The following is a 17,809-nucleotide window of genomic DNA, read 5'->3' as shown; positions in this document are numbered from 1 at the left end:
ATCCCGCTCTTTAACAATTTGGAACACAACCGAATACAAGCCAAGTCATACGGCCGCCGGATTCGGCGTTGGCGGTCAATTCCAACACTAACAAGGTAACGACCATGACTGAGGAAAAGAGACCCCTTGAAAACGAGCGCATCACGAACTTCCCCAAACTAATGCAAGACATTGATGGAGGGGTTGTATCAAACGTGCTTGGACTAGCGCTATCAAACGTTGGCCGCGCAGTCGCCGCATCGAACAAACAAGGGGAAATCACAGTAAAAATAAAGCTCAAACCAGGAGGTAGCAGCGATAACTCCTTCCTAGATCTTATCGCTGGCATCACGGTTAATGAGCCAAAGATGAATTTCGGCCAAAAGAAAGAAGATTTTCAATATCGATCAATCGCCTATGTAGGAAAAGGCGGAAAGTTGACCTATGACCGCCCCAAAGAGGACGTGAATGGCCAACTCACGTTTGATAATCAACCGCGTAAACTTAAAGAGGTGCGCTAATAATGATGGACAAGTCTGCAATCACACAAATACAAACACTTGGCTCTGCCCCGGTACTCTTAGAACAACTTGCGAAAACGGGCTTTCCAGTTGCTGCACTACCAGAGAATTTTCATCTTCATTCACTCGAACCATTCATGCCACAACGAAACCAGTTTCGTGGCACGATGAAAACAAGTCATATCGAAGAATTCGTTAACTACTCCATCAAGTATGAAATTGACGGATCACAGTGCTTCATCAATCCAGACGTAATGACAGCTGAAGCTATCTTCGATCTAGGTACCCAATCAATGCCCGGCCATTGCAATCACAAAGCTCATCTAAAGCTCAAGCCAACAGCCGACTTTCAGGAGCTCAAAGAGATAAACGACGAACGTCTGTCTCAGAAAGTACTAGCCGAATGGATTGAAGATTTCAGTGACAATCTGCAAGCATTCGAGCGCGATGGAACAGTAATTGATATTGCAGTAGCGAGCGCAGCCATTCGAAACATGACGTTTGAGCACAAACGAGGCGGAGAGTCATCGGTAGATGATTTTAGTGCTAGTCAGTCTGAATACGAGTCTATGGCGATTCGCACCAAAGAAGAATATCCCATGCCTGCAGTATTCAAATTCACGTGTGCACCCTACCACGGACTTTCAGAACGCAGTTTCGAACTGCGCATGAGCACGATTGGTAATCAAACCCTAGTGCTTCGCATCAAGAAGCTCGAAGCGCACGTGGAGGCCATGGGCGAAGAGTTCAAAGGCATCATCATCGATAAGCTAACCAGTGAAGACGCTAAACACATCAAGACGTTTATCGGCCAATTCGCAAGCTAAACCAAGCCCGGGGCTCCGGCCCCTTTTCAAACGACCAACATGAGGTAACGACCAATGACCACGCCATTTTCAGCACGACTACATCAAGCTCGCATTGACGCCGGACTCACTCAAGTATCTGTGGCAAAGCAGCTCGACTGCGCTCGTCAGACCTATCTAGACCTTGAAACCGGTAGGACGGAGCCGCGGTTAAGCAGTATCGAGGGTCTATCCAAAATCCTTGGTGTCGATAAAAACTGGCTTGCGTTTGGAGAGAGAACCGTTCAGCCCTGTCTGCCCACGGTAATCAGTATTGACGGCACAGCATACTGTCGCAAACAAGTAATAAATAAGGTGTGATGTCAACGATAGAGGCACGCAGTAATAGCTGGTAATGTGAGCTAATCGATGATTAAAAGCACAGTGCTTTTGACAATGGTGCATTGAAAGAATGCCTCATTACATCTTGAAAGTTGCTATATATGTAAACTAATATAGTGGTGAACTACGTTGACAATTGAGCTTGAAAAGGAGTTTCGGGGGGAACGCTTAATTATCGTCCACTGTGATGGCGCAATGGATAGCTTGGAGAAGGCACTAAGCAGCGTACCCCAGATGAGGCGCAGAGCTAGGCTTATGGCGATCCAAAGGCAAATAAAACTGCTTGCCAAGATGGGAAGGCTTTCAAGTGAGAACTTCCGTAAAGAAGGTGGCCTACCTAGTGGTTCTAACTTTTACGCCCTAAAAAAAATACCTATACGGGGTTACTGTTGGTTTTCAACTAAACACCCAAGTACAGTCTATATCAGCCACTACATACATAAGAAAAAGGATGATCTCGACAAGAGGGACTGTCAGCGTGTTGTTGATAACTGGAGAATTATTGAGGAGTGACACACTATGAGCGCTAGAGATATGTTCTTTCCTAAAGGAACGCAGTTTAGTGATGCTGAAGAGCGTGCATTTGCGCGAGAAGATCTAGTATACCAAGTCACAGAAACGCTTTTGATGGCGATGGAAGATAAAGGTGTAAGTAAGGTTGAGCTAGCACGACGCTTAAACAAGTCAAAATCTCATGTTACCCGTTTGCTTGATGGCTCTAGAAACATGACATTGGCTTCACTGTCAGACATATGCTTCGCTATTGGTATTACTCCAGAAGTAAAAATACCTGTCAATTTGCCAGAGAAACGTAGTGAGTCAGGCTGGTCTCGAGCTAGCTTTAAGCAAGATGCCAAGACAAAAAAGGCCAGTTACAAATCTGAAAGCAACATCGTCATTGTACCAAGTGCAACTTGGAAAAGGGTCGCATGATGGCAACGAAAAGTACCGAAGCAGCAAAGCATTTTTTGATAGACCAGATTAACATGCGCAACCTAATGGTGCGCGTCAATCCCGATTGGGAGTTGGAAAGCATACAAGACAAGCACTTAGAGTACACTCAACTAATGATGCATTGCAGTCATGCCCAAAAACTAGTTCCCGATGAGGATGCTAGCGATAATCCATGTTTGTACAAGTTCTACGTAACGTTAGGAATTCGCAGTCTGACAGAAGTTGATTCACAAAAAGACGCCGATGATGAAAGTGTATCCCCAATATTAGAAATCAAGGCTGATTACGTACTTCAGTATCAATCGCATTGCGACGTAGATAGTGAGGCGTGCGAGGCATTTGCCGAAAAGCATATTTATTTCCATGTTTGGCCATACTTTAGAGAAATTGTGCAATCTTCCTGTAATCGACTGGGCATTGACTGTATGTCCGTGCCCCCATACAGAGTCTAGCCGAGTAATTTTTAATCTTAGGCTTGGACAGTTAGTCCAAGGTGAGGATACTAACTAGATTGGCCCTACAGTTTTAGTCAACTGGCTCTTAACCGCTTCTCATAGACTCTTTGGCTGTTTTATCGGTCATATTCCAGTCCCTTCCATTACCCTACGGCGCGACTTACCTTCATCAAAGGAGGTCGCCCATGCTCTACACTCGATGCCAAACCAAAGAAGCCATTGCCCATGCACGCTTCTACTCATACTGCGAAAGCTGTAGCTTAGACGTAGCACTAGGCCTGCTCTCTGCGTGCCGGTTATCTGATACCGCAATCAAAGCCCTGATTGCGTCTGGCTGGGATATGCCAGTCACCACACTCCCCCACTACTCTGCAACCGACTTAGCAAAAGAGATCGGTGTCTCTCCACAGAAAGTGGGCCGAGTGGCCAACGCAAATAACCTTAAACGCCAAGAGTTCGGTGAATGGCGGCTCGACCAAGCTGCCAATAGCAAAAAGCAAATCGAAACCTTTTGGTACAACGACCACGGCCGGAAACGGCTTTTACAACTCTTAGAGGTAACGACCAAATGACCACACTGGTAGAACTAGTGCAACCCAACGATTGGGTAGAAGAAAAGATGCTAAGTCAATTGACCGGGCTTGGCAGGAAGACCATTGAAGAATTTCGACTCAACGTCTGGATTGAAGGTGTTGAGTTCATCAAGGTATCTCCTTCTGGACGCCTCAATGCAAGAAAGGTGCTATACAACCGTAAAGCCATCGATAAATCGTTCTACAACTACCAGAGGATTGCGTGATGACACCGGAAGGCATAGAAGTACGTGGCACATCAATCCGTATCTGGTTTTTGTACAAAGGAAAACGGTGCAAGGAAACTCTTAAAGGCTGGCAAGCCACGCCAGCCAATATCCGTAAGGCAGGACGGTTGCGCGCCGTCATCGTCTCTGAGATCTCTGATGGTACATTTGATTATCTCGCACGATTCCCAAATTCCAAGAAAGCGAGAGAGCTCGGCAATGTGGCATCAGTTAGTAAATCAATGACAGTTGAGGAGCTCTTTGAGAAGTGGCTCAACGCAAAAGCAGCGGATTACTCGATAACAACGCTGAGAAATAAGCGCTCGGTGGCCAAAACATGTATTCAAATCCTTGAGCCAGAGAAGCTAGCCGTTAACGTCAACTATGAAGACGGGTTGCTTCTAAGAAGCCAGCTTATTTCTGGCCAGACCCTTTATAGCCATAGGAGCAATAAGAAAGGCCGTTCCGCAGGGACGGTTAACTCTTACATGTCATTGTGTGCCGAGGTGTGGCGCTTCGCTTGCCTATCTGGCTATATAGACTCAAACCCGTTCGAGACAATCAAGCCTGTACGTAGTGACGATACCGAGCCGGATCCACTCGAATATGATGAATTCCTGTCGCTGATTAATCATCCTTCCATTACTGAACAAGAGAGAAATCTTTGGACGGTAGCGGTATACACCGGATTACGTCACGGCGAGATCTGCGCGTTATCATGGGAAGATATTGATCTTAATGAGGGCGTGATCAGAGTAAGTCGTAATTTGTCGGTAGCTGGTTACTTTAAGGTGCCAAAAACCAAAGCCGGTGAACGTACTATCAACTTGCTTGGCCCGGCGATTGATGCGTTGACTCGGCAAAAGGCCCTTACTTACGTGATGCCCGAAGAAAGTGTAACGGTCTTACTTCGTGAACCCGGCAAGAAAAGACAAGATTCTTGTCGATGGGTATTTAAGCCAACAAGGAACGCAGCACCAAAAATCAATGCTGGAAGCCACTACAGCAAAAACGGATTGGCGATCGTCTGGGATAGTTGCATGAGACGAACAGGTATACGACGCCGGACGCCTTACCAAACGAGACATACATATGCTTGTTGGATGTTGACCGAAGACGCGAACCCAAGTTGGATAGCTCGCCAGATGGGTCATAAAGATGCGCGAATGGTGATGACAACATATGGCAAGTTTATGCCTAGTCAGAGCGGTGTGCAGGTTGAAAAGCTAAACAAACGCTTTGCAAGCGTGTCCCATACGTGCCCCATTGGAAAATAAAAAGATCGTAAATAGCATTAAAAACATGAGGTTATGATTCATATGGTATTTTACGTAACGAATTAATACATTGCGTAATAGCGGTGAAAGAAATCCTATTACTTTTTAAATTTCAAGTGCTTATGGTGTTTTTGATTCAAATCAAAAATCGATAACGACATTGTTGGCGTGGTCACTTTGACGTCAATGTGACGTGATTTTGACCAAAAAATAACAGCCGTATCTGCACATCTTCGGGTGATTTACATGCATCATACGGCGTGAAACGATTTTATTTTACTCACCCGATATCCAATGAAATGGCAAAAGAAGAAAAAGCCCGGCATTATTGCCGGGCTATTTGAATTAATTAGCTTTCGCGCCGCTAAAAAGCGCAAAAAAGTTGCGGCTTGTGACATCACAAACCGTCTCAACCGTTTCCCCTTTGAGCAGCGCGATATACTCGGCAACTTCCCGCACATAAGCAGGCTGATTTTGCTTACCGCGATAAGGCACCGGCGCCAAATAAGGCGAGTCAGTTTCTACCAACAAGCGCTCTAGCGGTAAACGACGTACCACCTCTTTAAGCTCGGTCGCCTTATTAAAGGTTACGATACCTGAGATAGAAATATAAAAGCCTAGCTCAATAGCCGCTTCGGCCATCTCGTAACTCTCTGTAAAACAGTGTAGCACGCCACCCACACGTTCAGCCCCTTCCTCACGTAAAATCGTCAGTGTATCTTCACGTGCCGCGCGGGTATGAATAATCAGTGGTTTATTAAGCTCTACCGCTAAACGTACGTGCTGGCGGAAAATCTCTTGTTGCTGTTCGGCTAACTCAGGTTGGTAATGGTAATCCAATCCTGTCTCGCCAATGGCCACGACACGATCATCAGCGGCAAGGGCCTTTAAACGGTCATAATCGAACCCGTTTTCAATATCGAGTGGGTGCACACCACACGAAGCAAAGACTTCGGGGTAAGGACGAATCATCTCCAACATCGCGGGGAAGCTATCCAGCGTAACCCCCACCGAAAGAAAGTAATCGACACCCCTTGCCTTCGCTTTATCTAATACATCGGCGACATTCTGGTGTAGTGCGTCATAATCCAGTTTGTCGAGATGGCAATGAGAGTCTATTAACACGTTATTCTCCAATCGTTAATAACCACTGGCTAATCACAAGTTCCGTGTTTAGCCCTGAATGCTTGGTCAGCTGCCGTTGCATATGATGTAGCGCGCGCAGCTGACTGTGTAATTGATGGGTTTCTAGCGCCTCAGCCACTTTTACTACCACGGGTTGATGATGATGAATGAGCGCGTTGGTCGCACCTTGACGCCACTTCATCACATCAAGCAAAAAGTAGCTGGCCCAGTCCAATGAAGCGGGATAGTGTGAAACCAACTGGTCGAGCGTGTCAAATAGGGCCGAGCGTGTGACCAAGTAGTCCGCTAGCTGAGTCACAACCGCATGGTGATGATCCAATCCCCCTGAGGCCACAAATTCTTTTGCCGCCAATGGTGCGCCACGGTATAGCGCAACCGCATGATAAGGCACATCTCGCTGTAATGCTTGCTCGACCCATTGCTTGGCCACCTGCATCTCCGGTTGGGGCGCTTTCCACACGCTACAACGGCTGATGATTGTCGCCAGTAAGGTGTCTAGCGAATCACTGAGCAAGACAAAATGACAGGCTGAGGGTGGCTCCTCAAGCGTTTTGAGTAATGCATTGGCGGCAGCTTCACCGAGCATTTCTGCCGATTCGATAATAATGAATCGTGCGCCACCCAGTTGAGACGTTTCAGTCGCTTTACGCTGGCTTTGACGCACCGCATCAATGCTGATTTGTTTGCCGGGTTTTTCTGGCTTTAGCCAATGTACATCCGGGTGATTGCCGGCTGCATAAAGCTGACAGCTATGGCAGTGCCCACAAGGCTGCTCTGTCTGTGTTTGGCATAAGCGTGTTTTTGCCAGCACGCTTACCAACTCGCCACGGCCACTACCGATTGGCGCCGCGAGCAATAGCGCATGCGGCAAACGTTGTTGCGTCAGTAAGTGTTGCCAGTGAGACCACATCGGTGCAAACCAAGGCAACACCTCCGGTGCTGGGATAGATGGCGTTACTGTGTCACTCATGGCGTGTTATGTGTCGTTAGCCATTGGGTTAAGGCCTGTTCAATGCTGCGAGAAACCGTGTCGAGTGGCTGTCCCGCATCGACAGTCACCACGCTCGGATCCGCCTTAGCAAGTGCCAAATAACGTGCTCGTGTCCGTTCAAAAAAGTCGAGCTGCATGGTTTCAATCCGATCCAGTTCGCCACGACCGAGAGCACGAGCGAGCCCCTGACTAGGCTCAATATCCATATACAAGGTCAGCGAGGGCGCAAAATCCCCCAATACCGTGGCTTTAAGGCTTTGCATCAGCGCAGCATCCATGCCACGGCCACCACCTTGATAGGCTTGCGAGGACATATCATGGCGATCGCCAATCACCCACTGGCCGTTCGCTAAAGCCGGTTTTATAACGTTTTCTACCAGCTGTACGCGCGCCGCATACAAAAGTAATAGCTCGGCTTTGTCGGTGAGAGGCTCATCCGGGTGACCTTGCTTAACCAAGGTACGCATTTGCTCGGCCAGCGGTGTGCCACCGGGTTCACGGGTGGTGATCACGTCATCGATGCCATGTTGGTGTAGCACCTGCTTCACCTTTGCAATAGCCGTGCTTTTACCCGCCCCTTCGAGGCCTTCTACAACAATAAAATGGTTCTTCATTGGCTCTTTAACACTTTTAGGTAATCACGCACCGCTCGATTATGCTCGGCCAGCGTGGTAGAAAATTGATGGCCGCCTTTCCCTGTCGCGACAAAATAATAGTATTGAGTGGTGGCAGGCTGTGCCGCCGCCATCAGTGATGCCATACCCGGCATGGCGATCGGCGTTGGCGGTAGCCCTTTTATCACATAGGTATTGTAAGGCGTCGGGGTGCGTAAATCTCGCTTACGAATATTGCCATCATAGTTGTCACCCATGCCATAAATCACCGTCGGGTCGGTTTGTAAACGCATTCCCCGACGCAGCCGATTGACAAAGACGGAAGCCACCTTGGTGCGCTCGGCATCGATCGCGGTTTCCTTCTCGATAATGGAGGCCAAAATTAACAGCTCATACGGCGAGTCAATCGGCAGGTCATCGGCCCGATTTTGCCATGCCTTATCGAGCGACGCTTGCATCGCTTGGTATGCGCGACGCAACAAGGACAAATCCGTATCCCCCACATCATAGGCATAGGTTTCGGGAAGTAACAAGCCTTCAAGCTTGGTGTACTCCGCCCCTAACCGCTTGGCGATGTCAGCTTCATCAAGCGCCGTCAATGTCTGCTCGAGATGCGGTGCCGATGCCATTTGTAAGCGCCACTGTGCGAAGGTGCTTCCCTCAATAAAGGTGATGGCATCTTGATATTGCTGCCCCTCACGTAAAGTTGCGAACGCCTCAGCTAAGCTTTGCCCCGGCTGAATTTGAAAGGTACCCGCTTGAATCCGCGTCAACTCAGGATACACCCGAGGTGCTACCTTGGCCCATACTGTCGCCGTCAGCCAACCTTTATCTTCAAACTGATTGATAACTTTATGATAATGCGCCCCTTTCGCAATCGTCACCAGTTGTGGTGACTCAAGATTTAACGGTGACGCCACATAGGCTTTTGTCTGCCAAAGCGTCCAGCCTGCCAGCGCGACAAGCAGACACATAAATAGGCTGATCAGCCCGAATATTCGCTTTTTTAGCACGCGTTTAACCTCTGCTGTAGTGCGCTTGCCAGCGTGTGATCAGAATACGATAGATGGTCAATATGATTCACAGGGACCACTTTCATTAGGGTATTGGTGATAAAGACTTCCTCCGCTTGATCAAGCACATCCGGTCCTTGTTGCACCAAGTGACAGCGATAGCCAGGAATTTCCTCAAGCATCGCCATAACGCGCTGACGCATCAGCCCATCCACGCCGGCATAGTGCAGCGCGGGCGTATACACATCGGCGCCTTGACGCCAAAATAGATTCGATGCTGTGGTCTCGACAAGGTTGCCAAACAGATCGCATACCACCAGATCATCGACAGTGGCTGAAGATAGCTTATTGCGTTGGTCAAGTTCGCGCTTGAGTAACACTTGCTCCAACCGATTCAGATGTTTCAGGCCTGCCAACGGGGAGGCACCCAGCTGTCTTTCGGTGGTCGCCAACGAAATCCCGTGCTGCTGCCATTGGTAGTAATGCTGAGGAAAAGCATGAAGAGTCACGATATCGGTTGGCTGCTGGCACCCTGCGGGGCTGTAGCCGCGTCCACCTTGCCCACGCGTGATCACAATTTTGATCACCTGCTCTTGGTTTGACTGCGCACAAGCGTGAGCGACCGTTTGCTGCAGCCGTAACCAATCGACACCATCAATCGCGAGCTTTTGGCAGGTCGACATCAATCGTTCGAAGTGGGCATCAGCCTGCTGCAGCACACCCTGAGCACTCTGGCCCGTGGTAAAACAACCATCACCAAATTGCAGTCCCCGATCGGTGATCGGTACTGTTGCGCTCGGTTGTCCATTGACCCACTGCATGATGCCTCGTCACTCCACAAATAAAAACGGCCCGATAAATCGGACCGTTACTATATCAAAATCTTTAATCACTTTGCGCTCAACACGCGTGCAATTAGATTTTCTTGAAGATCAGAGAACCATTGGTGCCACCAAAGCCGAATGAGTTACACAATGCGTAATCCATTTTTACGTCACGGGCTTCATGCGGAACATAATCCAGATCGCAACCTTCGTCGACATTTTCGAGGTTAATCGTTGGCGGTACCGCCTGATCAATCAATGACATCGCAGTGATAATCGACTCAACGGATCCGGCCGCACCAAGAAGGTGTCCTGTCATCGACTTAGTCGAAGACACCAGAACACGGTCTGCTGCGTCACCCATCGCGCGGCGAACGGCTTTACTTTCAGCCACGTCACCCGCAGGCGTCGATGTACCATGAGCATTCACGTAACCGATTTGGTCTGGCGTAATACCCGCATCACGAATCGCCGCTTCCATCGCTAATGCAGCGCCAGAGCCGTCTTCGCTCGGTGAGGTCATGTGGTAAGCATCACCACTCATGCCGAAACCAACCAGCTCACAGTAAATTTTCGCGCCACGCGCTTTGGCGTGTTCGTACTCTTCCAGCACCATAATACCGGCGCCGTCACCGAGCACGAAACCATCGCGATCTTTATCCCAAGGACGCGACGCCGCTTGCGGATCGTCATTACGGGTTGACAGTGCTTTCGCTGCCGCAAAACCGCCAATACCGAGCTCTGTGGAGGCTTTTTCTGCGCCACCGGCAACCATTGCGTCGGCATCACCGTACGCAATCATACGAGCAGCATGACCAATATTGTGAAGACCTGTGGTACAGGCCGTTGAAATCGAGATATTCGGGCCACGCATGCCATAGTTGATAGAAACATGACCGGCGATCATGTTCACAATGGTAGAAGGAACAAAGAAAGGACTGATTTTACGTGGGCCTTTTTCCACCAATGCACGATGGTTTTGTTCAATCAGACCAAGACCACCGATGCCAGAACCAATTGCCACACCAATACGGTGTGCATTGTTGTCATCTACAGCTAGTCCGGAGTCTTGAATGGCTTGAACACTGGCAGCAATGCCGTATTGGATGAACAAGTCCATTTTGCGTGCATCTTTCTTCGACATGTAATCTTCACAGTTGAAGTCTTTTACCATGCCGGCAAACTTAGTGGCAAAGTTGGTGGTATCGAAGTGCTCGATAGCCGAAATACCGCTTTGGCCAGCCAGCAGGGCCTTCCATGACGACTCAACTGAGTTACCCACGGGTGATAGCATACCCATGCCAGTCACAACAACACGACGCTTAGACACGATGATGTTCTCCGGAGAATATAAGTTTGGAAATTAGAATAGCTTAAAAAGAACACAGGCGGTCAAGGAGACCGCCTGGTGGGAATCAGGGATTACTCAGAAGCGCTAACTACGTAGTCGATAGCCGCTTGAACAGTGGTAATCTTTTCGGCTTCTTCATCTGGAATCTCTGTATCGAATTCCTCTTCTAGAGCCATTACTAGCTCTACGGTATCCAGAGAGTCCGCGCCTAGGTCGTCTACGAAAGAAGCTTCGTTTTTCACTTCTGCTTCGTCTACACCCAGTTGCTCAACGATGATTTTCTTTACGCGTTCTTCGATGTTGCTCATATTAATACTAGTCCTTACAAGATTCGCAGATGCGATATGTGCTGTAGTTTATTCATTAATGTGGAAGTTGCAAGACCCCCACCGCTGGTCAAACCACGATTTGGGGACAAATCAATCGGAGTTTGACGTGTGTCATTCGAGATTGCAACGTTAGAGATCAAATCATGTACATACCGCCGTTGACGTGCAATGTTTCGCCTGTGATATAGGCAGCATCGTCAGAGGCTAAGAATGCAACAGTTGCAGCAATTTCTCGAGGGTCGCCCAAACGACCAGCTGGCACTTGTGCCAATGTTGCTGAACGCTGATCATCGTTCAGTGCTTTGGTCATATCGGTTTCGATAAAACCAGGTGCAACTGTGTTAACGGTGATCCCACGTGCAGCCACTTCTCGTGCCATGGATTTGGTAAAGCCTATCACACCCGCTTTCGCTGCAGCGTAGTTTGCTTGACCCGCATTACCCATTACACCAACCACTGAGCCAATATTAATAATACGGCCACAGCGTTTTTTCATCATCGCACGTAATACCGCTTTAGATAAACGGAAAATCGACGTCAAGTTGGTGTCCATAATGTCCTGCCACTCGTCGTCTTTCATACGCATCAATAGGTTATCACGCGTGATGCCTGCGTTGTTAACCAGAATGTCAACATCGCCGAATTCTTTTTTAATTGTGTCGAGCACCTCAGCGACCGACTCCGGTGAGGTGACATTCAACGCCAACCCTTTACCCTTTTCACCGAGGTAGTCGCTAATCGCTGCTGCACCGTTTTCGCTGGTTGCCGTACCAATCACAGTGGCACCACGCTCAGCAAGTAACTCTGCCGTTGCACGGCCGATGCCTCGACTCGCGCCAGTCACTAGCGCTACTTTTCCGTCTAGTTTCATTCGGTTACCCTTTTAGTTGATTCTGCCGACCTCGGTCGGCAGTCACAGAATGTTATTGCCAGCTCAACGCTTAGGCGTTGGCAGACGCTAAGCTCGCGCTATCATTAACCGCCGCACTGCTTAGCGATTTATTGATGCGTTTTGTTAACCCAGTCAGCACCTTGCCCGGACCAAACTCTAGTAGCTGCTCAACGCCTTCTGCAGCCATACGCTCCACAGTTTCTGTCCAGCGAACAGGGCCGTATAACTGACGTACCAAAGCGTCTTTGATCGCCGCTGGATCAGTCGGTGTTTCTACATCCGCATTATTGATCACAGGGATGTCAGGGGTATTAAAGTTCACCTGCTCAAGTGCTTGCGCTAATTTCTCCGCAGCCGGTTTCATCAACGCACAATGCGATGGAACAGACACCGGCAATGGCAGTGCACGCTTAGCGCCTGCTTCTTTACACAGTACATTGGCACGCTCAACCGCTTCTTTATTACCTGCAATCACAACTTGGCCAGGCGAGTTGAAGTTAACGGGTGAAACAACTTGGTCCTGCGCCGCTTGCTCACAGGCTGCCGCAATCGCATCGTTATCCAAGCCAATAATCGCTGACATCGCCCCTACGCCTGCAGGAACGGCTTCTTGCATCAACTGACCGCGCAGCTCGACAAGCTTAACGGCTTCTTTAAAGTCCAATACACCTGCACAAACCAAGGCTGAGTACTCGCCCAAGCTATGGCCTGCAAGCAATGACGGTGTTGCACCACCTTGTGATTGCCATACTCGCCAGATAGCCACAGATGCGGTCAGCAACGCAGGCTGCGTGCGATGCGTTTCATTTAAATCCGCTTCTGGCCCTTGTTGCACAAGCGCCCACAAATCGTACCCTAAGACTTCTGACGCCTCGGCAAACGTTTGTTGCACAACGCCATATTGGTCGGCCAATTCACTCAGCATACCTACGGCTTGTGAACCTTGACCGGGAAAAATAATCGCAGTAGCAGACATAGCTGTTTTCCTATTAATTTTAAAACCTGACCAGCGCGGAACCCCACGCAAAACCACCGCCAAAGGCTTCGAGTAACACGGTTTGTCCGCGTTGAATACGCCCATCCCGTACGGCTTCATCGAGTGCGGTCGGTACCGATGCTGCCGACGTATTACCGTGGCGGTCTAACGTCAACACCACTTGATCCATCGACATTGACAGCTTCTTCGCCGTCGCTTTAATAATCCGGTAATTAGCCTGATGCGGCACCAACCAATCAATGTCTGATTTTTCGAGTTGGTTGGCGGCAAGTGTTTCGGTCACGATATTCGCCAACTGGGTTACCGCGACTTTAAATACCTCATTGCCGGCCATATACAGCCAAGCCTCATCGGCTGGTAAGGACTGACCACGCTCAGGGTATTTAAGTTTCAATAACTCACCAAATTTACCGTCGGCTTTGAGGTGAGTGGACAAGATGCCATCATTTTCATCGGCAGAAAGCACCACGGCACCAGCACCATCACCAAATAAGATGATGGTTGAACGATCATCAGGATCACAGGTGTGTGAGAGGCGATCAGACCCTACCACTAAGGCATTTTTAGCCAGCCCATTTTTAACGTATTGGTCAGCGACACTCAGCGCATACACAAAGCCAGAGCAGGCTGCGGCAATATCAAACGCCGGGCAGCCTTGAATGCCTAGCATGGCTTGCACATCACAGGCCGCCGCTGGGAAAGCGCGTTCACCACTGGTGGTCGCCACAATAATCAGGTCGATGTCATGTTTATCGATGGCAGCCATGTCAATTGCTTGCACTGCAGCTTGATAAGCCATTGAGGCAACCGTATCTGTTGGCGCAGCAATACGACGTTCTTTAATACCGGTGCGAGTGACAATCCACTCATCACTGGTTTCTACCATCTGTTCAAGGTCAGCATTGGTGCGAACCTGTTCAGGCAAGTAGCTGCCTGTGCCCAAAATCTTACTATACATGAAGACTACTAATGCCTCTCGAGAAGAACTGCCTCTAAACGGTCACTTATCTTGGTTGGTATCTGCCGTTCGACCTCGTGCACCGCTTCACAAATAGCATTTTCGTAAGCGGCGATATCAGCGCGTCCGTGGCTTTTGACAACGATGCCGCGCAATCCTAGCAAACTTGCGCCGTTGTACTGGTCGGGTTTCAGCTGTTTTAGTTGATTAAAAAGATCAGAAAATAGCCATTTCGCGATCCAGCGCTTGATGGGATGCTGATTGAGATGTGTTTTTACTTGGTCAATCACCAAGCTGGCGACGCCTTCACTGGTTTTAAGCGCGACATTACCGACAAAGCCATCACAAACAATGACATCAGTTTGGCCCGTGTATATTTGATCCCCTTCTATATAGCCGGTGTAGTTCACTGCTTGGCAAGATTGCAACATATCGGCACATCGCTTTACCAAGTCGTTTCCCTTGATCTCTTCTTCACCGATATTTAATAAGCCAATACGTGGCATACGCCCGAGCTCTGCCTGGGCCAACACCGCGCCCATGACCGCAAACTGAAACAGCGTATCTGCATCGCAAGACACATTCGCGCCGAGATCTAACAACCATTTACGTTGTTGGTTTGCACCGGGTAACGCGGTCACCAGCGCGGGGCGGTCGACGCCGGGAAGCAATTTTAGAAGGTGTTTGGAAAGTGCCATCAGTGCGCCGGTGTTTCCGGCACTGACGCAAGCGTCTGCCTCTCCATGCGCCACTTTATCTAGCGCGATACGCATGGATGTGCCAGTACTACGGCGTAACGCCGTTGACGGGCGCATGTCGTTAGGGATCACGTCTGGGGCATGAACGATGGAAAGCCGGGAGTGATTTTGTGCGTCGCATCGAGTGAGCTGTGCGACAATTTGTGCTTGGTCGCCCACTAAAATCACATTTAGGTCCGCAAAACGAGACAATGCCTGCACGGAGGCAGGCACTGTCACTTGGGGACCGAAATCCCCGCCCATCGCATCAAGTGCAATGGTTAGCCCAGTCAAGGTTCAACCTTACTTGTTGATAACCTTGCGGCCACGGTAGAAACCATCAGCAGTCACGTTGTGACGCAGGTGAGTTTCACCACTAGATTTGTCTACTGATACTGCTTGAGTACCCAGTGCATCGTGTGAACGACGCATACCACGCTTAGAACGGGTTTTACGGTTCTTTTGTACGGCCATTGACCCTACTCCTCGTTACTTTGCTTTAAGTTTTTTAGTACGGCAAACGGATTTGGACGCTCATCAGCAAGTGGGATTTCCCCATACACCATGTTGTCAGCACTCACCTTACAGTCAGTGTCTTCGTGCATGGCGACCTGTGGCAAGGCCACAATCAACTCGTCTTCGACGAGCTGAATCAGATCAATCTCACCGTTTTCGTCGACTAATGCCGGCTCATAAGCATCCGGTAAGTTGCCAACCTGGTCTTCATTGAAAACCGGGCTATAAACGAATTCAGTTTCATAGCGATAGGAGAACGATTCCCAACAACGCTGACACTCAAGACTTACTGTGACGGCCGCATGACCAGACACGGTTTTTAACCCTTGGGCATCAATGTCGAAAGAAAGCGTGACCTCAGCATCACTATCAATGCTTTGGGCTGCCTCACCGAGGCGCGCCAAACGCGATTTATCTACGATGCCATCGTAGTCAAGCCGCTTTTGTGCACTGCGGAATGGATCAACCGTCAGCGGTAGCTTTACCTTCTGCATAGGGCGCGAATATTAGCCTCCAAATGCGCTGGAGTCAAAGAAAATGTTGCCTGTGCTCAGGCCCTTTGTTGTCTTCATGGCAAAAGACACAACGAATCACGAGAGTGAGAAGGCTTTCCTCTCACCATCTTACCATCAACGCCTTGGTTCTAGCCGAGATCCGGCCATACTGCATCATGCACATCGCACGTTGACGACTTTCAGGTTAGACTGAAACATGAAGATAAACCAAGCTTTTTGTGCGCATAAAGACTCACATACATGAAAGGACATGTCATGCAACCTAAAATCGTGTTGGCATCCAGTTCCCCTTATCGACAAGCGGTATTTAAGAAACTCGCCCTACCCTTTACCGCATTTTCACCCGCCATTGATGAGAGCCGGCAAGAAAATGAGCGCCCGACTGACTTGGTCGAACGTCTCGCATTAGAGAAAGCCATGGCCGGTATGCCTTTGTATGGTGACGCGTTGATCATTGGCTCTGATCAAGTCTGTGTGATTGATGAAGAGGTGCTCGGAAAACCCGGCACACGTGAAAAGGCCATTGAGCAATTGCTGCGAGCCAGTGGCAAGCAAGTCACTTTTTATACCGGCATTGCAGTCATTAACAGTAAAACCGGCCACCATCAATCCGATGTCGAGCCCTTTCATGTCGACTTTCGTGATCTCAGCGAAGCCGAGATCACACGTTATATCGATAAAGAATTGCCGTTAGATTGCGCCGGTAGTTTCAAATGCGAAGGATTGGGCATTGCGTTATTTAATGCCATGCACGGCCGCGACCCCAACACCTTAATTGGACTGCCGCTGATCCGCCTGCGCGAAATGCTCGAGAAAGAAGGCGTCTCGGTTATTTAATACTGCCGATTAAAAGTGGTGCCGCGCCAGATGAGTGGCTAAGGCGCCATCCCATGCCCCGACCAAGCCTGACGCTTGGTCCAGTGCCCTTCATAGACTGTGCGCTGGAGTACGGTGCCTGGAAGATCGCCGTTTTACTGAGGCCTCATAGAATGAGGCGATTTAGTGAGTCAACCACAGCAATCGGCGCGTAAGCCTGTAAGGTGTTTTGGTCGTGCACTCCCCATGTCACACCAAGACGGTCGACCATCGCATTCGCTGCCAGTTGCATATCATGATGTGTATCACCCACCATCAACGCCTGCGCTGCGCCGACACCTGTTTGTGTCAATATTTCTTCGATCATCATCGGATCAGGCTTAGAGGCTGTTTCATCGGCACAGCGTGTCACATCAAACAGGTCAGCCGTTCCTGTTTCGGCTAACGCACGGTCAAGCCCAGCACGCGATTTTCCAGTGGCCACGGCGAGCTTGAATCCGTTTAACCTTAATGCTCTGAGTGTGGCCTTCACCCCAGGATAAAGCTGGCAAGGGGTTGGATTATCATGCACAAACTGTTGACGGTAATGCGCAATCCAGTGCGGATACCATTTAGGATCCGCGTCTGGATACAACAACGAATAGCCCTTCTCTAAACTCAATCCAATCATTTGTTTGAGTTGTTCCGGCGCAAGCGTGGGTAGATGACCGGTGAGCGCAGCAGCGGCCTCTAAGCTCGAGACAATCCGTCCGATAGAGTCCATCACGGTGCCATCCCAATCAAAGATAAGCAGCGAATAGGGTCTAAGTAACGGATGCACCGAGAGTGATTGATCACCCTCACTCATCGCCGTCACGTCTTGCGCTATCACTTGTCCGCTTTCACTCATGCTTGCCTCGTTATTCCACTACTTAAAGGAAAGTGCCAGATAGGGACCG

The 17,809-nt window shown here is 49.3% G+C and carries 23 protein-coding genes; 9 read left to right on the top strand and 14 right to left on the bottom strand.

Features of this window, described 5'->3' with window-relative positions; all coding sequences use genetic code 11:
- The first annotated feature begins 104 nt into the window (after positions 1–104).
- From E8E00_RS04670 to E8E00_RS04635, 8 genes are all read left to right on the top strand, one after another.
- Positions 105–500, top strand: a complete 396-nt coding sequence (locus E8E00_RS04670) for a hypothetical protein (protein ID WP_096629098.1) — start codon at positions 105–107, stop codon at positions 498–500.
- Positions 501–502: 2 nt separating this feature from the next.
- Positions 503–1,327, top strand: coding sequence for a DUF2303 family protein (locus tag E8E00_RS04665; protein ID WP_240531897.1), 825 nt, complete (start codon positions 503–505; stop codon positions 1,325–1,327).
- Between the two features lie 54 nt (positions 1,328–1,381).
- On the top strand, positions 1,382–1,666 hold the full coding sequence (locus E8E00_RS17480; RefSeq protein WP_096629100.1) for a helix-turn-helix transcriptional regulator: 285 nt from the start codon (positions 1,382–1,384) through the stop codon (positions 1,664–1,666).
- Between the two features lie 540 nt (positions 1,667–2,206).
- Positions 2,207–2,620, top strand: a complete 414-nt coding sequence (locus E8E00_RS04655; RefSeq protein WP_096629106.1) for a helix-turn-helix transcriptional regulator — start codon at positions 2,207–2,209, stop codon at positions 2,618–2,620.
- On the top strand, positions 2,617–3,093 hold the full coding sequence (locus tag E8E00_RS04650; RefSeq protein WP_096629109.1) for a hypothetical protein: 477 nt from the start codon (positions 2,617–2,619) through the stop codon (positions 3,091–3,093). The genes E8E00_RS04655 and E8E00_RS04650 overlap by 4 nt, the downstream gene beginning before the upstream one ends.
- Positions 3,094–3,281: 188 nt before the next feature.
- Entirely contained in the window at positions 3,282–3,668 is a 387-nt protein-coding gene (locus E8E00_RS04645; RefSeq protein ID WP_096629111.1) for a hypothetical protein, read from the top strand.
- Positions 3,665–3,895: an excisionase family protein gene (xisR, locus tag E8E00_RS04640; protein WP_096629114.1), complete on the top strand. Its 231-nt coding sequence runs from the start codon at positions 3,665–3,667 to the stop codon at positions 3,893–3,895. The genes E8E00_RS04645 and xisR overlap by 4 nt, the downstream gene beginning before the upstream one ends.
- On the top strand, positions 3,895–5,172 hold the full coding sequence (locus E8E00_RS04635) for a site-specific integrase (RefSeq protein WP_096629117.1): 1,278 nt from the start codon (positions 3,895–3,897) through the stop codon (positions 5,170–5,172). Before xisR ends, E8E00_RS04635 begins: the two co-directional genes overlap by 1 nt.
- Positions 5,173–5,517: 345 nt before the next feature.
- Here the strand turns inward: E8E00_RS04635 and E8E00_RS04630 are convergent, their stop codons facing one another.
- The 13 genes from E8E00_RS04630 to yceD all read right to left on the bottom strand — a co-directional run bounded on the left by E8E00_RS04630 (position 5,518) and on the right by yceD (position 16,034).
- A complete protein-coding gene (locus tag E8E00_RS04630; RefSeq protein ID WP_077639917.1) occupies positions 5,518–6,297 on the bottom strand; it encodes a TatD family hydrolase in 780 nt (259 codons plus the stop codon).
- A 1-nt stretch (position 6,298) separates the two neighbouring features.
- Positions 6,299–7,288 (bottom strand): DNA polymerase III subunit delta', encoded by a 990-nt coding sequence (holB, locus tag E8E00_RS04625; RefSeq protein WP_240531898.1) that lies wholly within the window; start codon positions 7,286–7,288, stop codon positions 6,299–6,301.
- Positions 7,285–7,923 carry a dTMP kinase gene (gene tmk / locus E8E00_RS04620; protein WP_096629120.1) on the bottom strand — a complete coding sequence of 213 codons (639 nt, stop codon included), beginning with the start codon at positions 7,921–7,923 and terminating at the stop codon, positions 7,285–7,287. The genes holB and tmk overlap by 4 nt, the downstream gene beginning before the upstream one ends.
- Positions 7,920–8,936: an endolytic transglycosylase MltG gene (gene mltG, locus E8E00_RS04615; RefSeq protein ID WP_096629122.1), complete on the bottom strand. Its 1,017-nt coding sequence runs from the start codon at positions 8,934–8,936 to the stop codon at positions 7,920–7,922. Before mltG ends, tmk begins: the two co-directional genes overlap by 4 nt.
- Entirely contained in the window at positions 8,930–9,757 is an 828-nt protein-coding gene (pabC, locus tag E8E00_RS04610; RefSeq protein WP_096629125.1) for an aminodeoxychorismate lyase, read from the bottom strand. The genes mltG and pabC overlap by 7 nt, the downstream gene beginning before the upstream one ends.
- Before the next feature lie 94 nt (positions 9,758–9,851).
- Positions 9,852–11,090 carry a beta-ketoacyl-ACP synthase II gene (gene fabF / locus E8E00_RS04605; protein WP_069589102.1) on the bottom strand — a complete coding sequence of 413 codons (1,239 nt, stop codon included), beginning with the start codon at positions 11,088–11,090 and terminating at the stop codon, positions 9,852–9,854.
- Between the two features lie 92 nt (positions 11,091–11,182).
- Complete coding sequence (gene acpP / locus E8E00_RS04600; protein WP_002541727.1) at positions 11,183–11,419, bottom strand: acyl carrier protein; 237 nt, start codon at positions 11,417–11,419, stop codon at positions 11,183–11,185.
- 157 nt (positions 11,420–11,576) lie between these two features.
- A complete protein-coding gene (gene fabG / locus E8E00_RS04595) occupies positions 11,577–12,311 on the bottom strand; it encodes a 3-oxoacyl-ACP reductase FabG (RefSeq protein ID WP_077455999.1) in 735 nt (244 codons plus the stop codon).
- Positions 12,312–12,381: 70 nt separating this feature from the next.
- Positions 12,382–13,308, bottom strand: coding sequence for an ACP S-malonyltransferase (gene fabD, locus E8E00_RS04590; protein WP_096629127.1), 927 nt, complete (start codon positions 13,306–13,308; stop codon positions 12,382–12,384).
- Positions 13,309–13,327: 19 nt separating this feature from the next.
- Entirely contained in the window at positions 13,328–14,287 is a 960-nt protein-coding gene (locus tag E8E00_RS04585) for a beta-ketoacyl-ACP synthase III (protein ID WP_069589098.1), read from the bottom strand.
- A gap of 8 nt (positions 14,288–14,295) precedes the next feature.
- Positions 14,296–15,318 carry a phosphate acyltransferase PlsX gene (gene plsX, locus E8E00_RS04580; RefSeq protein WP_096629129.1) on the bottom strand — a complete coding sequence of 341 codons (1,023 nt, stop codon included), beginning with the start codon at positions 15,316–15,318 and terminating at the stop codon, positions 14,296–14,298.
- Between the two features lie 9 nt (positions 15,319–15,327).
- Positions 15,328–15,498: a 50S ribosomal protein L32 gene (rpmF, locus tag E8E00_RS04575; RefSeq protein ID WP_069589095.1), complete on the bottom strand. Its 171-nt coding sequence runs from the start codon at positions 15,496–15,498 to the stop codon at positions 15,328–15,330.
- A 5-nt stretch (positions 15,499–15,503) separates the two neighbouring features.
- Positions 15,504–16,034, bottom strand: coding sequence for a 23S rRNA accumulation protein YceD (gene yceD, locus E8E00_RS04570; protein WP_069589094.1), 531 nt, complete (start codon positions 16,032–16,034; stop codon positions 15,504–15,506).
- Positions 16,035–16,310: 276 nt separating this feature from the next.
- On the opposite strand from yceD, the gene E8E00_RS04565 reads away from it, so the two are divergent.
- Complete coding sequence (locus E8E00_RS04565) at positions 16,311–16,892, top strand: nucleoside triphosphate pyrophosphatase (RefSeq protein WP_077456001.1); 582 nt, start codon at positions 16,311–16,313, stop codon at positions 16,890–16,892.
- 145 nt (positions 16,893–17,037) lie between these two features.
- Here E8E00_RS04565 and E8E00_RS04560 read toward each other — a convergent pair whose 3' ends face one another.
- Positions 17,038–17,760 carry an HAD-IA family hydrolase gene (locus E8E00_RS04560; RefSeq protein WP_240531899.1) on the bottom strand — a complete coding sequence of 241 codons (723 nt, stop codon included), beginning with the start codon at positions 17,758–17,760 and terminating at the stop codon, positions 17,038–17,040.
- Positions 17,761–17,809 lie beyond the last annotated feature (49 nt).

This window comes from Salinivibrio sp. YCSC6, assembly GCF_004916735.1.
GTDB classification, from domain to species: Bacteria; Pseudomonadota; Gammaproteobacteria; order Enterobacterales; family Vibrionaceae; genus Salinivibrio; species Salinivibrio proteolyticus.
This window is presented reverse-complemented; position numbering and strand designations above follow the sequence as displayed.

What these genes read in the sequence shown, in the direction of transcription:
- fabG (WP_077455999.1), bottom strand. Translation starts at nt 12,311, where the DNA reads ATGAAACTAGACGGAAAAGTAGCGCTAGTGACTGGCGCGAGTCGAGGC.
- xisR (WP_096629114.1), top strand. Translation starts at nt 3,665, where the DNA reads ATGACCACACTGGTAGAACTAGTGCAACCCAACGATTGGGTAGAAGAA.
- yceD (WP_069589094.1), bottom strand. Translation starts at nt 16,034, where the DNA reads ATGCAGAAGGTAAAGCTACCGCTGACGGTTGATCCATTCCGCAGTGCA.
- E8E00_RS17480 (WP_096629100.1), top strand. Translation starts at nt 1,382, where the DNA reads ATGACCACGCCATTTTCAGCACGACTACATCAAGCTCGCATTGACGCC.
- acpP (WP_002541727.1), bottom strand. Translation starts at nt 11,419, where the DNA reads ATGAGCAACATCGAAGAACGCGTAAAGAAAATCATCGTTGAGCAACTG.
- E8E00_RS04560 (WP_240531899.1), bottom strand. Translation starts at nt 17,760, where the DNA reads ATGAGTGAAAGCGGACAAGTGATAGCGCAAGACGTGACGGCGATGAGT.
- holB (WP_240531898.1), bottom strand. Translation starts at nt 7,288, where the DNA reads ATGAGTGACACAGTAACGCCATCTATCCCAGCACCGGAGGTGTTGCCT.
- fabD (WP_096629127.1), bottom strand. Translation starts at nt 13,308, where the DNA reads ATGTCTGCTACTGCGATTATTTTTCCCGGTCAAGGTTCACAAGCCGTA.
- E8E00_RS04565 (WP_077456001.1), top strand. Translation starts at nt 16,311, where the DNA reads ATGCAACCTAAAATCGTGTTGGCATCCAGTTCCCCTTATCGACAAGCG.
- E8E00_RS04650 (WP_096629109.1), top strand. Translation starts at nt 2,617, where the DNA reads ATGATGGCAACGAAAAGTACCGAAGCAGCAAAGCATTTTTTGATAGAC.
- E8E00_RS04665 (WP_240531897.1), top strand. Translation starts at nt 503, where the DNA reads ATGATGGACAAGTCTGCAATCACACAAATACAAACACTTGGCTCTGCC.
- tmk (WP_096629120.1), bottom strand. Translation starts at nt 7,923, where the DNA reads ATGAAGAACCATTTTATTGTTGTAGAAGGCCTCGAAGGGGCGGGTAAA.
- pabC (WP_096629125.1), bottom strand. Translation starts at nt 9,757, where the DNA reads ATGCAGTGGGTCAATGGACAACCGAGCGCAACAGTACCGATCACCGAT.
- E8E00_RS04670 (WP_096629098.1), top strand. Translation starts at nt 105, where the DNA reads ATGACTGAGGAAAAGAGACCCCTTGAAAACGAGCGCATCACGAACTTC.
- rpmF (WP_069589095.1), bottom strand. Translation starts at nt 15,498, where the DNA reads ATGGCCGTACAAAAGAACCGTAAAACCCGTTCTAAGCGTGGTATGCGT.
- E8E00_RS04655 (WP_096629106.1), top strand. Translation starts at nt 2,207, where the DNA reads ATGAGCGCTAGAGATATGTTCTTTCCTAAAGGAACGCAGTTTAGTGAT.
- E8E00_RS04635 (WP_096629117.1), top strand. Translation starts at nt 3,895, where the DNA reads ATGACACCGGAAGGCATAGAAGTACGTGGCACATCAATCCGTATCTGG.
- E8E00_RS04645 (WP_096629111.1), top strand. Translation starts at nt 3,282, where the DNA reads ATGCTCTACACTCGATGCCAAACCAAAGAAGCCATTGCCCATGCACGC.
- E8E00_RS04585 (WP_069589098.1), bottom strand. Translation starts at nt 14,287, where the DNA reads ATGTATAGTAAGATTTTGGGCACAGGCAGCTACTTGCCTGAACAGGTT.